Here is a 14,537-nt window from a genome sequence, read left to right on the forward strand (position 1 = left end):
CGCCTTTGCTTAACGAATAATTACTGCGCTTGTTCGCGCTCAAGTATAAACGAAATTGCGCGAGCAATACGTCCTACCACTTGTTCTTGCGGAATTAACTCCAGCGTTACGTCTAGCGACGGCGAATTACCTGAGCCAGACACTGCAACGCGCAATGGCATACCCACCTTGCCCATGCCAACGCCCAAGTCATCCGCTGTTTGTTGGATAGCAGCCTGAATGGTCTGTGCATTCCATTCAGTTAGCGACGCTAGCCTGTCTTGCACCGCTTCAAGCGCTTCACGTGCAACTGGGCGTAAATGCTTTTTCGCAGCCGCTTCATCAAAGTCTTCATACTCTTCATAGAAAAATCGGCTTTGCGTGGCCATGTCTTTCAAGGTTTTAACGCGGTCAGCCATCAGCGGAATCAATTTTTCCAGCGCTGGGCCTTTGCTCACGTCAATGGCTTGGTCGGTGAAATGCCACTGCAAATAAGGAATTACATGCTCAACTGGCAGACTCTTCATATAATGCTGGTTCAGCCAGTTTAACTTTTCGGTGTTAAATGCTGACGCTGCTTTGTTTACGTCATCCAAGCTAAATAACTTGATCATTTCGTCAACACTGAAGATTTCTTGATCGCCATGCGACCAACCTAAACGCACCAAATAATTCAGCACCGCTTCTGGCAAGTAGCCGTCATCGCGATATTGCATAACGCTCACAGCTCCGTGGCGCTTCGAAAGCTTCTTGCCGTCGTCGCCCAAAATCATGGATACATGCGCGTACTCAGGCACCGGCGCGCCAAGCGCTTTTAAAATATTAATTTGGCGTGGGGTATTGTTGATATGGTCTTCACCACGCACCACATGCGTGATTTTCATTTCCCAGTCGTCGATGACAACACAGAAGTTATAGGTTGGCGTACCGTCACTGCGAGCAATAATCAGATCATCCAGCTCTGCGTTGGAAAATTCGATATGACCACGAATATGGTCATCAAACTTCACGCTGCCCTCTTGCGGGTTACGGAAACGCACCACGTACGTATCGCCTGAAACATTCGGGTTATCGCGGCAATGCCCGTCATAACGTGGCTTCTCGCCTTTTTCCATTTGCGCTTCGCGCATTTGCTCAAGACGCTCGGTCGAGCAATAACACTTATACGCTTTATCTTCGTCCAGCAGCTTGTTAATGAAGTGCCCGTAACGGTCAAAGCGTTTGGTTTGATAATACGGGCCCTCGTCCCACGTTAACCCTAACCATTCCATGCCTTCTAAAATGGCATCAATTGCTGGTTGGGTTGAGCGTTCGCGGTCAGTATCTTCAATACGTAACACAAATTTCCCGCCAGCTGCCTTAGCAACCAACCAAGAATATAAGGCCGTGCGCGCACCGCCAACATGAAGATAGCCGGTTGGGCTAGGGGCAAATCGAGTGACTACTGTCATAATTCTTGCATTCTCCGCATTATTCGGGTTATTTTGCACTAAGATTACCCTAGCATTCTACCAAGAAGCAGCGGTAGGCGCATTAGGCGAAATGACAGAATATTGTCTTTTTACTAAGCAGGATGTTGATTTTTACGGCGAAATGGTGAAAAACCAAGCAGTCGAACAAATCGAGTGATATTTCCTGTTGACAGTATCGTCAAGCTCCCTATAATACGCCCCGCAACGCAGAGAAAAGGATGGTTAGCTCAGCTGGGAGAGCACCGCCCTTACAAGGCGGGGGTCACTGGTTCGAGCCCAGTACCATCCACCACTACTTCATTTTTCTCTGTGTCTCCCTGATGGATGGTTAGCTCAGCTGGGAGAGCACCGCCCTTACAAGGCGGGGGTCACTGGTTCGAGCCCAGTACCATCCACCAATTCCTTTTGCAAAAGAAGAGCGTTAATCGTTATTGGTTACTCGTTATTCGGAAAGCAAAAAACGGAAAAACATCCCCAAACGTATTTCACGAATAACGACTAACGAACAACAACTAACGCGTTGAATCGCTTTAGATGCCTTGAGAACAACAGCATCCATCCGGCCATTAGCCAACCAAACAACAACAACGCTTTAACCATTGAAAACGCTGGCCACAAATTGCTGACCAAACTTAACAGCAAGGCGCCGTCGACTATCCAACTGAACCACAATAATAACGGCATGATGCGAAATGCTTGTCGCACCCATTCAGCCATTTCGGCTTTGATTTGCGTCAGCAGCACAAAAATGAGCATCGCCGGTGCGCCAACCAATAACGCCAAACCAAATTGCTCGGTGCTGGTGTAGAAGAATTTCAATAAACGATTGGGATCTTCAATAAAGGTGAGCGAAATTATCCAGGCAGCATAGCCACGCATAAAAAACAGCAACATAAACAGCAAACTCAACGGCGTTTTCAACACACCGTCGAGCGTTACATAGCGTTCATCACCTGGTTCTAACCGCACTGTGTATCTCTGCATCAAGCTGGAACAATGCCCAGCGGGGATAATTTCGTGCGGTTATGCTACGTGGACAGTCTCGGTTTGTCGACCTTGCTGCCGCTGTTTCCTCGCAGCCCAGTATTTCTCATGAAAATAGTATGCAAATGTATTCACGACTGGCTCAATCAATGCAACCGCGCCACCGAGCACAATGTCACCTGTCATTAACCACACCAGTGTAAACGCAACGCTTACGTGCATGACACCAAAAGAAACTGTCTTCGCCATTGCGATATCCCCCATTAATTTCCTATGGATAGATAATAGCAATTACAAATTATATATCTAATAGTAAATATCGATAGCTGTGACAGCGTTAATCGTTAATCGTTAGTCGTTATTGGTAAAAGACAACACAAACCGGTTTTTCGTTTTTAACGAATAACGAGTAACCAATAACGAGTAACGAATAACGCTCTTAAAGTCTTTTAAGTTGCTCGCGCAGCTTGGTTAAATCATCGCGCAGCGCCGCAGCCTTCTCGAACTCCAAATCTTTTGCCGCCTGATACATTTCTTTTTCGGTCTGCACAATTTTCTGCATCACCACTTTCGGATCAAACATCGCCGCATCGTAAACTGGCTCTGGCTCAGCGGTGCGCTGCTTTTCTTTACGTGGCGCACGAATACCACCGCCACCAAGATCCATCACATCGGTCACACGTTTATTCAGGCCTTTTGGCGTGATGCCATGCTCTTCGTTGTAGCTCACTTGCTTCGCACGACGACGATCGGTTTCATCAATCGCGCGCTGCATCGAACCGGTGATACGATCAGCATACAATATCGCCCGACCGTTAAGGTTACGTGCCGCGCGGCCAATGGTTTGTATCAGCGAGCGGTCAGAACGCAAGAAGCCTTCTTTGTCAGCATCAAGAATCGCCACCAAGGAAACCTCTGGCATGTCCAAGCCTTCGCGCAGCAAGTTGATACCCACCAAAACATCAAACTTACCCAGACGCAGGTCGCGGATAATTTCCATCCGCTCAACGGTGTCGATATCAGAGTGCAGGTAACGCACACGAATACCATGCTCGTCTAAATAATCCGACAAATCTTCGGCCATTTTCTTAGTTAGTGTGGTGGCCAATACGCGCTCGTTTAACTCCACGCGCATACGCACCTCAGACATCAAGTCATCAACCTGCGTTGCCACCGGACGAATTTCAATGGTCGGGTCAATCAGCCCGGTCGGCCTTACCACCTGCTCCACCACTTCGCCGCCGCATTTTTCAATCTCGTATTTGCCCGGCGTTGCGGACACATAAATGGTTTGTGGTGCGATAGCTTCAAACTCATCGAATTTTAACGGCCGGTTATCCAGCGCTGACGGCAATCGGAAACCGTAATTCACCAAGTTTTCTTTACGCGAACGGTCGCCTTTATACATCGCACCAATTTGCGACACCGTAACGTGCGACTCATCAATAATCAGCAAGGCATCGTCTGGTAAGTAGTCCAGCAACGTTGGCGGTGGCTCGCCCGGTGAACGTCCAGACAGATACCGTGAGTAGTTCTCAATGCCTGAACAATAGCCAAGCTCCAGCATCATTTCGATGTCGTATTGAACCCGCTGACTCAGGCGCTGCTCTTCAACTAATTTGTTCAGATCTAACAACTGGTGTTTACGATCTTTCAGTTCTTCTTTAATTTCTTCAATGGCGCCTAAAATGGTCTCGCGCGGCGTTACATAGTGCGTTTTTGGATACACGGTGGCACGCGCCACGTCGGCTTCAGTCACCTGCCCTGTCAGCGGCTCGAAGAAACTAATGCGATCAATTTCATCATCGAACAGCTCCACCCGAATGGCCAATTGCTCAGATTCTGCCGGGAAAATATCAATCACTTCACCGCGAACACGGTAGGTACCGCGCTCAAACGCAGCATCATTGCGTTTGTACTGCAACTGCGCCAGACGGCGCAAAACATCGCGTTGATCAATGATGTCACCACGGCGCAAATGCAGCATCATTTTCATATAGGATTCAGGGTCACCCAAACCATAAATACAGGACACCGAAGCAACCAACACAACATCACGGCGTTCCATTAATGCTTTGGTTGCCGACAAACGCATCTGTTCAATGTGTTCGTTTATGGACGCGTCTTTTTCAATAAACGTATCGGTGGTGGGAACATAAGCTTCCGGCTGATAATAGTCGTAATAGGAAACGAAATATTCCACCGCGTTATTGGGGAAGAATTCTTTCATTTCACCATACAATTGCGCCGCCAAGGTTTTATTGTGCGCCAGTATTAAGGTTGGCCGTTGCACTTTTTCAATCACATTGGCCATGGTAAAGGTTTTACCTGAACCCGTTACGCCAAGCAGCGTTTGGTGCGCTAATCCCGCTTCTAAATTGTCTACCAACTTCTCAATCGCTTGGGGTTGATCACCAGCCGGTTGATAGTCAGACTTGAGCTCAAATGCGCGACTCATGATGACCTCCATCGCGTTCGCGAGATATTTCGCTTTTTAGTCCCCGTTGGAACCAGAACCAGGCAATAATTGCCGTAAATACGTTGGCGGTAACACCGCCAATAAATAATCCAGGAATATCGTACAGCACCGCACCTAACCAACTAAACGGCACAAACATTACAAATAAACGTACGACGCTAAGCGCCAAAGCGTTCATCGGCCGGTGCAATGCGTTCAAACTTGAGTTGGTTAAAATAATAACGCCCTGCAAGCCGTAACCCAGCGGCATAATATAAATAAACAATCGAATTAAACGCGCAACTTCAGGGTCATCAGTAAAGGCCGCCGCAACCCAAGGTGCCGTTGCAATCAATATCCCATAAATAATGAGTTGTACGATGAGCACGCTGCGAATGGCAACGCGATACGCAGCCCCGACACGGTCAAATGACTGCGCACCAAAGTTTTGACTAATCAACGGCGGTAACGACATCGATAACGCTAGAATAATCACGCTTGCCAGCGACTCCAATCGGGAGCCCACACCAAAAGCTGCCACTGCAGGCGCACCGTAGGCGGCTATAATTGCGGTAATTACGGCCATTGCCAGCGGTGTCAGCATGTTCGCACCCGCGGCGGGTACGCCAATACTTAGAATCTGACGCGCCGAGCGCAGCCAACTGGCATCAGCCGGTGCACGAAAAGCCAGTAGCTTCTTATATTTGAGGTACCAGAGCACCAGAAACGTTCCGATAATCCATGACACTAAGCTTGCCAGTGCAGCACCCTGCACGCCCATGGCCGGAATTGGACCCAAGCCAAAAATAAAAATAGGGTCAAAAATAGCATTCAGCAAACCGCCCGAAGCCATAATGAGTGACGGGGTGCGGGTATCGCCTGACGCCCGCAGCACGGCGTTGCCCACCATCGGCGTCACCAGCAGCACTGAGCCAATAAACCAAATGGTCATGTAGTCATGAATGTAGGGCAACAGGCGCTCTTGGGCACGTAGCATGCTGAAAATTGGGTCCATGAGCAGGTAGCCAATTAACGCCAGCACCATGACCAATAATGCCGACACCGTTAATGCCGTGGTGCCATCAAAACGGGCATGTTCCTCGCGCCCGGAACCACGCTTACGGGCTATCACCGCCGACGTGCCAATGCCAAGACCAATGGCCAAACTGACAACAGTAAAGGTTACCGGAAAGGTAAAGCTTACCGCCGCCAGTGGGTCGGTGCCGAGCATGCCAACAAAAAACGTATCAACCACGTTAAAGCTAATTAACGTCAACACGCCAATGATCACTGGCCAGGTCATCCGCCAGAGTGTGGGTTGGATTGGATCGTGAAGTAGAGATTTTGCCGCTACAGCTTGGCTCATGTGTTACGTAACCGGTGTTGAAAAAAGAAGCCGTAGTGTAACGAATTTTAAGTTTTTTCGCTATGTTATAAGCCGCTATCGAATAGACAAAATTCCGCGAAAACGTTATAGTGGCTGCAACTTTTTCACCCCTTCTATGTTTAGGATCGCACCGTGAAATACCAATTATCCGACCGCGTTAATGCTATACAACCGTCACCAACCTTGGCTGTTTCTCAAAAAGCCGCTGAAATGAAAGCCGCTGGCCACAACGTGATTGGTTTAGGTGTGGGTGAACCTGATTTTGATACACCTGAATTTGTCAAAACTGCAGCGAAGGCCGCTATTGATGCTGGCCACACTCGCTACACTGCGGTTGACGGTATACCGCAACTGAAACAAGCTGTGGTTGATAAATTTAAACGTGATAACGGCTTAAGCTATGAACCCAGCGAAATTCTCATTTCAGCGGGTGGCAAGCACAGTATCTTTAACTTGTTAAGCGCCTGGCTCAACCCAGGTGATCAAGTAGTCATTCCTGCGCCTTACTGGGTGTCGTACCCAGATATGGCAAAACTGGTTGGTGCCGAACCTATTTTTATTGAAGCCGGTATTGATCAACGCTACAAAATTACTGCTGCGCAATTACAAGCAGCTATCACCCCGAACACCCGGTTGATGTTTTTAAACAGTCCGTCAAACCCAACTGGCACCGCTTACACCAAAGCTGAGTTAGAAGCTTTGGCTGATGTATTGCGTCAACACCCGCAAGTTCTGATCGCGACTGACGACATGTACGAGCATATTTTGTGGAGCGAAGAAAGCTTCCACAACATCGCCATGGTCGCGCCTGACTTGAAAGACCGCATCGTGATTCTTTCGGGGGTTTCCAAAGCTTACGCAATGACAGGTTGGCGCATCGGCTATGCGGCGGGTCCTAAACCGCTGATTGCTGCCATGAAGAAGATTCAATCGCAAAGCACATCGAACCCAGCCAGCATCAGCCAATGGGCTGCCCTCGCAGCACTTGAAGGCGATCAGAGCTGCATCACCGAGATGGTCAAAGCATTCAAACAGCGTCACGATTACTTAGTGGATGCCTTGAACGCAATTCCAGGTATGCAGTGCATAGCCGGTGACGGTACCTTCTACACCTTTGCCAATATTGACGCCTTAATGGCTATGAAAGGCGCCAGCTCAGACGTTGAATTGTGCGAAATGATTCTAAATGAGGCCAAGGTAGCTTTAGTTCCAGGTTCAGCGTTCGGTGCACCAGGCCATTGCCGCTTCTCTTTTGCATGCAGTTTAGACACCCTAAAAGAAGCGGTACGTCGTATTAAAGAATTCGCCCAAGCATAATTTATTGGGCGCAATTCCTTTTGTGACACGGCTGTGACAAAAGCATTAAAACAGCCGTTTAAAATTTGTTCGTCACAAAAAATTAATGTTCGTATTTACACGAAGTTACTTGACCTTTCTGAACGTCGCTTTTGTGAACAAATAAGGTAAGAAATGCACAATTACCGATGCAAAATGCGACGAACGACATGCGCACCTGAAAAACTTTACACGCCCTGTAAACCAACTATATAACCATCTGTTTTTATTGATAATTTAAATTTGAAGCCAATTTTTAAGCAATCTCTAAATCAGCCCGAATAGCCCACCATTAATGATAACTCACACAGTTTCCCACAAGGTTATCCACAGATTTAGTGGATAAGATTGTCTAGCCATTGAAACACGTGCGATTGGGGTGCATGTGGATAACCAAGGACGAACTAACGATATATCAAATGTGATACTTGCATTCATTTCAAATACTTGACTTTAATTTTTTTCAACGGTTTGAGCACAAAACAAGCAAACAGCATTTTTTAGTATTGACAGAGGCCCCAACCGCCTTTAACATTCGCACCCGTTGTCGGATGTGTTCCCCAGTAGCTCAGTTGGTTAGAGCGGTGGACTGTTAATCCATGTGTCGTTGGTTCGAATCCAACCTGGGGAGCCATTCTATAGAAACGCTCCTAGTAACTTCTTAAGCATTCCATATAGTCTTCAAACTCAGAACGCTGCCACAATCTTGCACTAAGCTCGTGCACAGGTTCCTGCGCGCCATTACGCAACCATTCAGCCACTGCTTGCGCCACGTTTGGCCAATGACAGGTGTTTGCCATGCCGTGTTCAAGAAATTCCGCAACGGCCGCTTGGTCTAACGTCCACATGACTTGAGCCAAACGCGAACGTTGCAGGCATTGTGCATTGGCAGTTTGTTCAAACTGCCCAGTTAGCGGTTTAACCAAAATTTTCTTACCCGCCGCCAGCGCTTCGCTGGAGGTTTCAAACCCAGCATTACTGATAATACCTTCTGCGCGTGCAACAGCTTCGGCAAAACCAATTCGCGATGGCGCATGATAATGAATGTGTCCAACCTGCTGCCGTTCAGCTTGCGGATGAAACACATGAAAGGTTACGCCATCAAATGGTTGTAACAGCTCGTGAATCGCTGCCAGCGGTTCGAACGGTAAGTACACCACATAATGCCCTGGCTGCATGGTTTGCGTGCGACCTCGTTGATGAATAATCGGCGGCAAAATATGCGACGCATCATCAAACCAATGCATGCCTACCGGTCTGTCCGTTGGCGCAAACCAACGCAGCATTTGCCGTTGCGCCAGCGAAATAGGCAGGCTTGGGGTGGGTTTGTAAAACGCATACTGACGCCCTAACCCAATCACCTGCTTGCGCTGAAAACGCCCCGCCCATGCAGTAATGGGCTCGTAGTCACTTACCACTAAGTCATATTCACTCAGGTCGAGCGCCTTAACATCATGCCAAAACTGCCCCCACTGATTTCTACGCAAGGTTTCAGGCACATTCACGCGGCCTTGTTCCACCACAAACGAGAGGCCTTGGCGCCATTGCCAGTCACCGAACGCATCCATATCAAATAATTGATTGCGATCGCGGCCAGAAATCAAAAATTGTGTGTGAACATCTGGGTACATTGAAAGTGCCTCAGCTAACGCTGAACAGCGGCTTAAATGACCATTCCCGGTGCCTTGTACGCCAATTAGAATACGCATACTTCCTCCATTACTACCTTCTTTATAAACAGCAGCCGTTAGCCAGTTACCGCTAACGCATACCAACTAATACCCAAACCCAGTGTGGCCCCCGCGAAAATATCGCCAGGATAATGCACGCCCAGTAACACCCGCGAAACACCAACAGCGCTTGCCCAACCGAACAGTAGCAACGACCAGCCAGGGAAAAACGCGCTCATAATTCCGGCAAACAAGAACGCAGCCGTGGTGTGCCCCGACGGAAAGCTAAATTGATCATGAGCGAGAATAATCGAATTAAAATGCGGATTTTTTTGATACGGTCGTTGCCGTTTAAGCAACCGCTTCAGCAGTGTAAATAAAGGTATTTCCAGCGCGAAACCAACCACTAAGGTGGTTATGAGCGGTATGCTCTCAGCGCCGTGCAGGCTTGCAATCAATAATGCAATAACCGCATAACTGTAGCCATCGCCCGAACGCGACACCCACCGCACCACTTGGTGCCTACATAACCGTTGCAGACGCCTATTCAGCCAGCTAAATGTAAGCTGATCAAATTGACTGACTTTAAACAACCATTTGGCCATAAAAGCTGTCATAACTCGGTGCCTCACGTGGCTTGCCGGTGCTGGCTTGGTTGAAATTTAGCCAACAGGCGTAACAGCGACATGACAGATTTATGAATATTCAGTGACAAACTTGAATAACACTACAGTTCATCGGTTGTTTCAAAGCGCTAAACATTCGATAATAGTACCCATCAAACGCAATTGGACGGATATTCCCATGGGTGACTACTTGCTGCTGTTGGTGGCAACGGTATTAGTCAACAATTTTGTATTGGTTAAGTTTCTCGGGCTGTGCCCGTTTATGGGCGTTTCGAATAAGCTCGAGACGGCTATTGGCATGTCTGCGGCGACAACTTTTGTGCTCACGCTGGCATCCGTATCCAGCTACCTGGTTAATCAATATATCTTGGCGCCGCTGGATCTGATGGCGCTGCAAACGCTGAGCTTTATTCTGGTTATCGCCGTGGTGGTGCAATTCACTGAAATGGTGGTGCATAAAACCAGCCCAACGCTGTATCGCTTGCTCGGTATTTTCTTGCCCTTAATTACCACCAATTGCGCGGTTCTCGGTGTTGCCCTGCTGAACATTAATGAACAACATAATTTCGTTGAGTCCATTGTGTACGGATTCGGCGCAGCCATCGGCTTCTCGCTGGTATTGATTTTATTCTCAGCCTTACGCGAACGCCTCGCCGCCGCCGATGTGCCTATTCCATTTAAAGGCGCCGCAGTGGCAATGATCACTGCCGGCCTCATGTCATTAGCCTTTATGGGCTTTAGTGGGTTGGTGACAACAGCATGACGTTAATTACTGCACTGAGCGTATTGGGCGTACTCGCGCTGATATTTGGCTTAATACTCGGCTTTGCCGCGGTACGGTTTCGCGTGGAAAGCGACCCCATCGTTGATCAGATAGACGCCCTGCTGCCGCAAACGCAATGTGGTCAATGCGGCTACCCTGGCTGTCGGCCATACGCTGAAGCCATTGCGAACGGCGATGACATCAACAAATGCCCGCCGGGCGGTGAAACCACCATAAAGAACTTGTCTGAGCTGATGGGCGTTGAAGCCAAACCACTTGACGCAGCACATGGCCAAGAAGACGTTAAAAAAGTAGCGGTGATTCGTGAAGACGAATGCATAGGCTGCACCAAATGCATTCAAGCCTGCCCGGTGGATGCCATTCTCGGTGCCGCAAAACAGATGCACACCGTTATTGCGCATGAATGTACCGGCTGTGACCTCTGCGTCGAGCCATGCCCTGTTGATTGTATCGACATGGTGCCAGTGCCTGTGCGCCCTGAAAATTGGCAGTGGGATTTACAACAAATTCCAGTACGTGTGGTGGAGTCGTCAAACTAATGTCCGCAGCAACTAAAGCGATAGAAGCAGGCCACATTTGGACGTTTCCTGGCGGTATCCATCCGCCGGAGCGCAAAGAACTGTCCAACCAATCGGCAATTCGTCAGTTGCCTTTGGCACCACATTATAATGTACCGGTTAAACAGCACTCTGGCGCCCCCGGCGACTTGCTCGTGCAAGTGGGCGATAAGGTAAAAGCAGGCCAAGCGCTCACCCAAGTTGGCGTGAACAACGGCCTGCCCGTACATGCCCCCACATCAGGCACCGTAACGGCGATTGGCGAAGGCATTATTGCTCACCCATCAGGGCTGGCCGACACCATCATTACCATTACGGCTGACGGTGACGATAGCGCCATAACCTTAGCGCCCATTGCTGATTACACCGCGGTAAGCCGCGCTGACCTATTGGAGCGCATTAAACAAGCCGGTATCGCTGGTTTGGGTGGCGCTGGCTTCCCTACCGCACAGAAACTTGCGCTGCAGCGGCCACTGGATTACCTGATCATCAATGGCGTGGAATGCGAACCTTACATTAGTGCCGACGACCGCCTCATGCGTGAACATGCACAAACCATCATAGACGGCACCGAAATACTGCTGCATTTGGCCGGTTGTCAAAAAGCGCTGATAGCCATTGAAGCCAATAAACCTGAAGCCATTAGCGCGTTTGAAGCCTTGCTGGACGATCACCCCAAACTTGCGCTACGCGTGGTGCCGGTTAAATACCCTTCTGGGGGCGAAAAGCAGCTGATTCAGTTGCTCACCGATCGCCAAGTGCCAAGCCGTGGCCTTCCCATTGATGTGGGCTTGGTCATGCAAAACGTGGGAACTGCATACGCCGTCGCGCAAGCCGTGGTGCAAGGTAAACCACTCATTGAACGTGTAGTAACCGTTACCGGCGAAAATGTTGAGCGCCCCGGTAACTATTGGGTTCGCCTTGGCACGCCGGTCGACTACGTGCTGGAACAGTGCGGCTTCAAACCTGAACCCGAGCAACGGGTCATCATGGGGGGCCCAATGATGGGCTTCACGCTGGCAGACCTCAGTGTGCCTGTGGTGAAAATCACCAACTGTATTTTAGTACCCAGCAGCCAAGAACTGGCCCCGGCGCAAGACGAAATGGCCTGCATTCGTTGCGGCGCGTGTGCGGATGTATGCCCTGCACTACTACTGCCCCAACAAATGGTATGGCTCGCCAAAGCCAAAGACTACGATGGCTTAGAAAAGCAAAACCTGTTTGACTGCATTGAATGCGGAGCCTGTGCCTATGTGTGCCCAAGCGAAATCCCGTTGGTGCACTACTACCGCAAAGCCAAAGCAGAGATTCGTAATATTGCCCGTGAACAAGCCAAAGCAGAAGTGGCACGTGAACGTTTTGAAGCGCGCCAAGAGCGCTTAGAACGCGAGAAAGAAGAACGCTTAGAACGCCACCGTAAAGCCGCTGAAGCCCGCAAAAAAGCGCAAGCCGAAGCTGCTGAAAAAGGTGGCGATAACCCGCAAGACGCCGTGCAAGCAGCCATTGCCCGTGCCAAAGCGCGTAAAGCAGCACAAGCCGCAGCAGCGGCCGACAAAAAAACCGAAGGTGACGACGCATGACCTTTAAAATAGCGGCCTCGCCCCACGCCCATCAACGCCGTACCACGCAGCAAGTCATGCGCTGGGTGTACGTAGCCCTGATACCGGGCGTGTTGCTACAAACCTACTTTTTCGGCGTAGGCGTATACATACAACTGGCGCTTGCGCTACTTACCGCATGGGTAGCCGAAGGCCTGGCCATGCGCCTGCGTGGCCGCCCTATTGGCCATGCATGGCAAGACCATACCGCCATTGTTACCGCAGTATTGCTGGCAATTAGTATTCCGGCGCTGGCCCCGTGGTGGATTATTGTTATTGGTACCGCGTTTGCCATTATCGTGGTGAAACACGTGTACGGCGGCGTTGGACAAAACCTGTTTAACCCAGCCATGGCAGGCTACGTATTGCTGCTGGTGTCGTTTCCGGTGCAAATGACCAGTTGGCCAGTACCGAATGAATTGGCGCAATTGCAGGTAACCATCAGCGATACCGCACAGCTTATTTTTAGCGGCTTTACCAGCAGCGGCTACAATCTTGAACAACTGCGCATGGGCGTTGATGGCGTGACCATGGCAACCCCGCTGGATAGCTTACGCAATGACTTAAATCACCAACTCACCCTAACCGAGGCACTCAACAAGCCTATTTTCGGTGGGTTAGCCGGTGTCGGTTGGGCCTGGATCAACATCGCCTTCTTACTGGGTGGCTTAGTCTTGATCAAACAGAAAATTATCAGCTGGCACATTCCTGGCGGCATGTTAGTTGGCTTGCTGGTGCCAGCCGCCGTGTACTGGATGTTTAACCCCGATCAGGCCATTACCCCAATGCTGCACGCACTAAGCGGCGCAACCATGCTCGGGGCATTTTTCATCGCCACCGACCCGGTTACTGCAGCAACCTCAAATAAAGGCCGCTGGGTGTTTGGTTTATTCATTGGTTTCCTCGTGTTTGTGATACGCACCTGGGGTGGGTACCCCGATGCGGTCGCCTTCGCCGTATTGCTGGCCAATATGACCGTGCCGGTCATTGATAAATACACCCAACCGGTTGCCTATGGCCACGGAGGTCGCTCATGATGTTCAAAAGTATGCAGCGCAATGGCCTGATTCTGGCGGCCTTTGCTATCGTCGCGACCTTGCTGGTGGTCATGACTTCTATGCTCACTAAAGAGCCCATTGCCCGCCAACAGGAACAAGAGCTGCTGCGTGTGCTGAATCAGGTTATTCCACCTGAATTGCACGACAATGACCTGTATCAAAGCTGTACCTTAATAAGCAATAGCGAGTTAGGCTCACAACCGCGCCGCGTATACCGCGCCTATGTGAACAATCAACCAACCGCTGCGGCCGTTGAAGTAACCGCGCCAAATGGCTACAGCGGTGCCATTCATTTATTGGTTGCCCTGAACGCTGATGCGTCCATTGCTGGGGTGCGCACGCTGAAGCACCAAGAAACCCCGGGGCTTGGCGACAAAATTGAAATTCGCAAAAACGACTGGATAACCCGCTTTAACGGCCAACGTGTGAACGGCGAAGACGATCAACGATGGGCGGTAAAACGCGATGGCGGCATGTTTGATCAGTTTACCGGCGCCACCATTACCCCACGCGCCGTGGTGCAAGCGGTAAAACGTGCCGCGCTGGTATTTGAAAAGAATCAGCAGCAATGGTTTAACGCGCCTGAAAACTGCCACGCAGACCAGTCGGGAGGCAGCAACAATGAGTAA

General features: G+C 49.8%; 13 protein-coding genes and 3 tRNA genes. 9 read left to right on the forward strand and 7 right to left on the reverse strand.

Annotated features, from left to right (window positions below):
• Positions 1-20: 20 nt before the first annotated feature.
• On the reverse strand, positions 21-1,430 hold the full coding sequence (gltX, locus tag ACN0UN_RS02110; protein ID WP_417658511.1) for a glutamate--tRNA ligase: 1,410 nt from the start codon (positions 1,428-1,430) through the stop codon (positions 21-23).
• A gap of 237 nt (positions 1,431-1,667) precedes the next feature.
• Here gltX and ACN0UN_RS02115 point away from each other — a divergent pair.
• Both ACN0UN_RS02115 and ACN0UN_RS02120 read left to right on the forward strand, forming a co-directional pair.
• Positions 1,668-1,743, forward strand: a tRNA-Val gene (locus ACN0UN_RS02115).
• A gap of 30 nt (positions 1,744-1,773) precedes the next feature.
• Positions 1,774-1,849, forward strand: a tRNA-Val gene (locus tag ACN0UN_RS02120).
• 100 nt (positions 1,850-1,949) lie between these two features.
• On the opposite strand, the gene ACN0UN_RS02125 is transcribed toward ACN0UN_RS02120, so the two are convergent.
• The 4 genes from ACN0UN_RS02125 to ACN0UN_RS02140 form a co-directional block, all read right to left on the reverse strand.
• Entirely contained in the window at positions 1,950-2,420 is a 471-nt protein-coding gene (locus ACN0UN_RS02125) for a DUF2919 family protein (RefSeq protein WP_417658512.1), read from the reverse strand.
• A 54-nt stretch (positions 2,421-2,474) separates the two neighbouring features.
• Entirely contained in the window at positions 2,475-2,684 is a 210-nt protein-coding gene (locus ACN0UN_RS02130) for a DUF2061 domain-containing protein (RefSeq protein WP_128351738.1), read from the reverse strand.
• A gap of 190 nt (positions 2,685-2,874) precedes the next feature.
• Positions 2,875-4,893 (reverse strand): excinuclease ABC subunit UvrB, encoded by a 2,019-nt coding sequence (uvrB, locus tag ACN0UN_RS02135; RefSeq protein ID WP_417658513.1) that lies wholly within the window; start codon positions 4,891-4,893, stop codon positions 2,875-2,877.
• Positions 4,877-6,259, reverse strand: coding sequence for an MATE family efflux transporter (locus tag ACN0UN_RS02140; protein ID WP_417658514.1), 1,383 nt, complete (start codon positions 6,257-6,259; stop codon positions 4,877-4,879). The genes uvrB and ACN0UN_RS02140 overlap by 17 nt, the downstream gene beginning before the upstream one ends.
• Positions 6,260-6,412: 153 nt before the next feature.
• On the opposite strand from ACN0UN_RS02140, the gene ACN0UN_RS02145 reads away from it, so the two are divergent.
• Both ACN0UN_RS02145 and ACN0UN_RS02150 read left to right on the forward strand, forming a co-directional pair.
• Positions 6,413-7,597 carry a pyridoxal phosphate-dependent aminotransferase gene (locus tag ACN0UN_RS02145; protein ID WP_417658515.1) on the forward strand — a complete coding sequence of 395 codons (1,185 nt, stop codon included), beginning with the start codon at positions 6,413-6,415 and terminating at the stop codon, positions 7,595-7,597.
• Between the two features lie 575 nt (positions 7,598-8,172).
• Positions 8,173-8,249: transfer RNA gene (locus ACN0UN_RS02150), tRNA-Asn, on the forward strand.
• Positions 8,250-8,265: 16 nt separating this feature from the next.
• On the opposite strand, the gene ACN0UN_RS02155 is transcribed toward ACN0UN_RS02150, so the two are convergent.
• Together ACN0UN_RS02155 and ACN0UN_RS02160 are read right to left on the reverse strand one after the other, a co-directional pair.
• Positions 8,266-9,324, reverse strand: a complete 1,059-nt coding sequence (locus tag ACN0UN_RS02155; protein WP_417658516.1) for a glycosyltransferase family protein — start codon at positions 9,322-9,324, stop codon at positions 8,266-8,268.
• A gap of 38 nt (positions 9,325-9,362) precedes the next feature.
• On the reverse strand, positions 9,363-9,902 hold the full coding sequence (locus ACN0UN_RS02160) for a phosphatase PAP2 family protein (protein WP_417658517.1): 540 nt from the start codon (positions 9,900-9,902) through the stop codon (positions 9,363-9,365).
• 187 nt (positions 9,903-10,089) lie between these two features.
• Between ACN0UN_RS02160 and rsxA the strand changes: the two genes are divergently transcribed.
• The 5 genes from rsxA to rsxG are packed head-to-tail and all read left to right on the forward strand — an operon-like array spanning position 10,090 to position 14,537.
• A complete protein-coding gene (gene rsxA, locus ACN0UN_RS02165) occupies positions 10,090-10,674 on the forward strand; it encodes an electron transport complex subunit RsxA (RefSeq protein ID WP_128351744.1) in 585 nt (194 codons plus the stop codon).
• Positions 10,671-11,234, forward strand: a complete 564-nt coding sequence (gene rsxB / locus ACN0UN_RS02170) for an electron transport complex subunit RsxB (RefSeq protein WP_128351745.1) — start codon at positions 10,671-10,673, stop codon at positions 11,232-11,234. The genes rsxA and rsxB overlap by 4 nt, the downstream gene beginning before the upstream one ends.
• Entirely contained in the window at positions 11,234-12,832 is a 1,599-nt protein-coding gene (rsxC, locus tag ACN0UN_RS02175) for an electron transport complex subunit RsxC (protein WP_417658518.1), read from the forward strand. Before rsxB ends, rsxC begins: the two co-directional genes overlap by 1 nt.
• Complete coding sequence (gene rsxD, locus ACN0UN_RS02180) at positions 12,829-13,887, forward strand: electron transport complex subunit RsxD (protein ID WP_417658519.1); 1,059 nt, start codon at positions 12,829-12,831, stop codon at positions 13,885-13,887. Before rsxC ends, rsxD begins: the two co-directional genes overlap by 4 nt.
• Positions 13,884-14,537: an electron transport complex subunit RsxG gene (rsxG, locus tag ACN0UN_RS02185; protein ID WP_417658520.1), complete on the forward strand. Its 654-nt coding sequence runs from the start codon at positions 13,884-13,886 to the stop codon at positions 14,535-14,537. The genes rsxD and rsxG overlap by 4 nt, the downstream gene beginning before the upstream one ends.

The organism is Pseudidiomarina sp. (genome assembly GCF_048267825.1).
Lineage (GTDB): Bacteria > Pseudomonadota > Gammaproteobacteria > Enterobacterales > Alteromonadaceae > Pseudidiomarina.

Bases quoted from the DNA above. Each gene is read 5' to 3' on its own strand.
- gltX (WP_417658511.1), bottom strand. From the start codon at position 1,430: ATGACAGTAGTCACTCGATTTGCCCCTAGCCCAACCGGCTATCTTCAT.
- ACN0UN_RS02130 (WP_128351738.1), bottom strand. From the start codon at position 2,684: ATGGCGAAGACAGTTTCTTTTGGTGTCATGCACGTAAGCGTTGCGTTT.
- uvrB (WP_417658513.1), bottom strand. From the start codon at position 4,893: ATGAGTCGCGCATTTGAGCTCAAGTCTGACTATCAACCGGCTGGTGAT.
- ACN0UN_RS02140 (WP_417658514.1), bottom strand. From the start codon at position 6,259: ATGAGCCAAGCTGTAGCGGCAAAATCTCTACTTCACGATCCAATCCAA.
- ACN0UN_RS02155 (WP_417658516.1), bottom strand. From the start codon at position 9,324: ATGCGTATTCTAATTGGCGTACAAGGCACCGGGAATGGTCATTTAAGC.
- ACN0UN_RS02160 (WP_417658517.1), bottom strand. From the start codon at position 9,902: ATGACAGCTTTTATGGCCAAATGGTTGTTTAAAGTCAGTCAATTTGAT.
- rsxA (WP_128351744.1), top strand. From the start codon at position 10,090: ATGGGTGACTACTTGCTGCTGTTGGTGGCAACGGTATTAGTCAACAAT.
- rsxB (WP_128351745.1), top strand. From the start codon at position 10,671: ATGACGTTAATTACTGCACTGAGCGTATTGGGCGTACTCGCGCTGATA.
- rsxC (WP_417658518.1), top strand. From the start codon at position 11,234: ATGTCCGCAGCAACTAAAGCGATAGAAGCAGGCCACATTTGGACGTTT.
- rsxD (WP_417658519.1), top strand. From the start codon at position 12,829: ATGACCTTTAAAATAGCGGCCTCGCCCCACGCCCATCAACGCCGTACC.
- rsxG (WP_417658520.1), top strand. From the start codon at position 13,884: ATGATGTTCAAAAGTATGCAGCGCAATGGCCTGATTCTGGCGGCCTTT.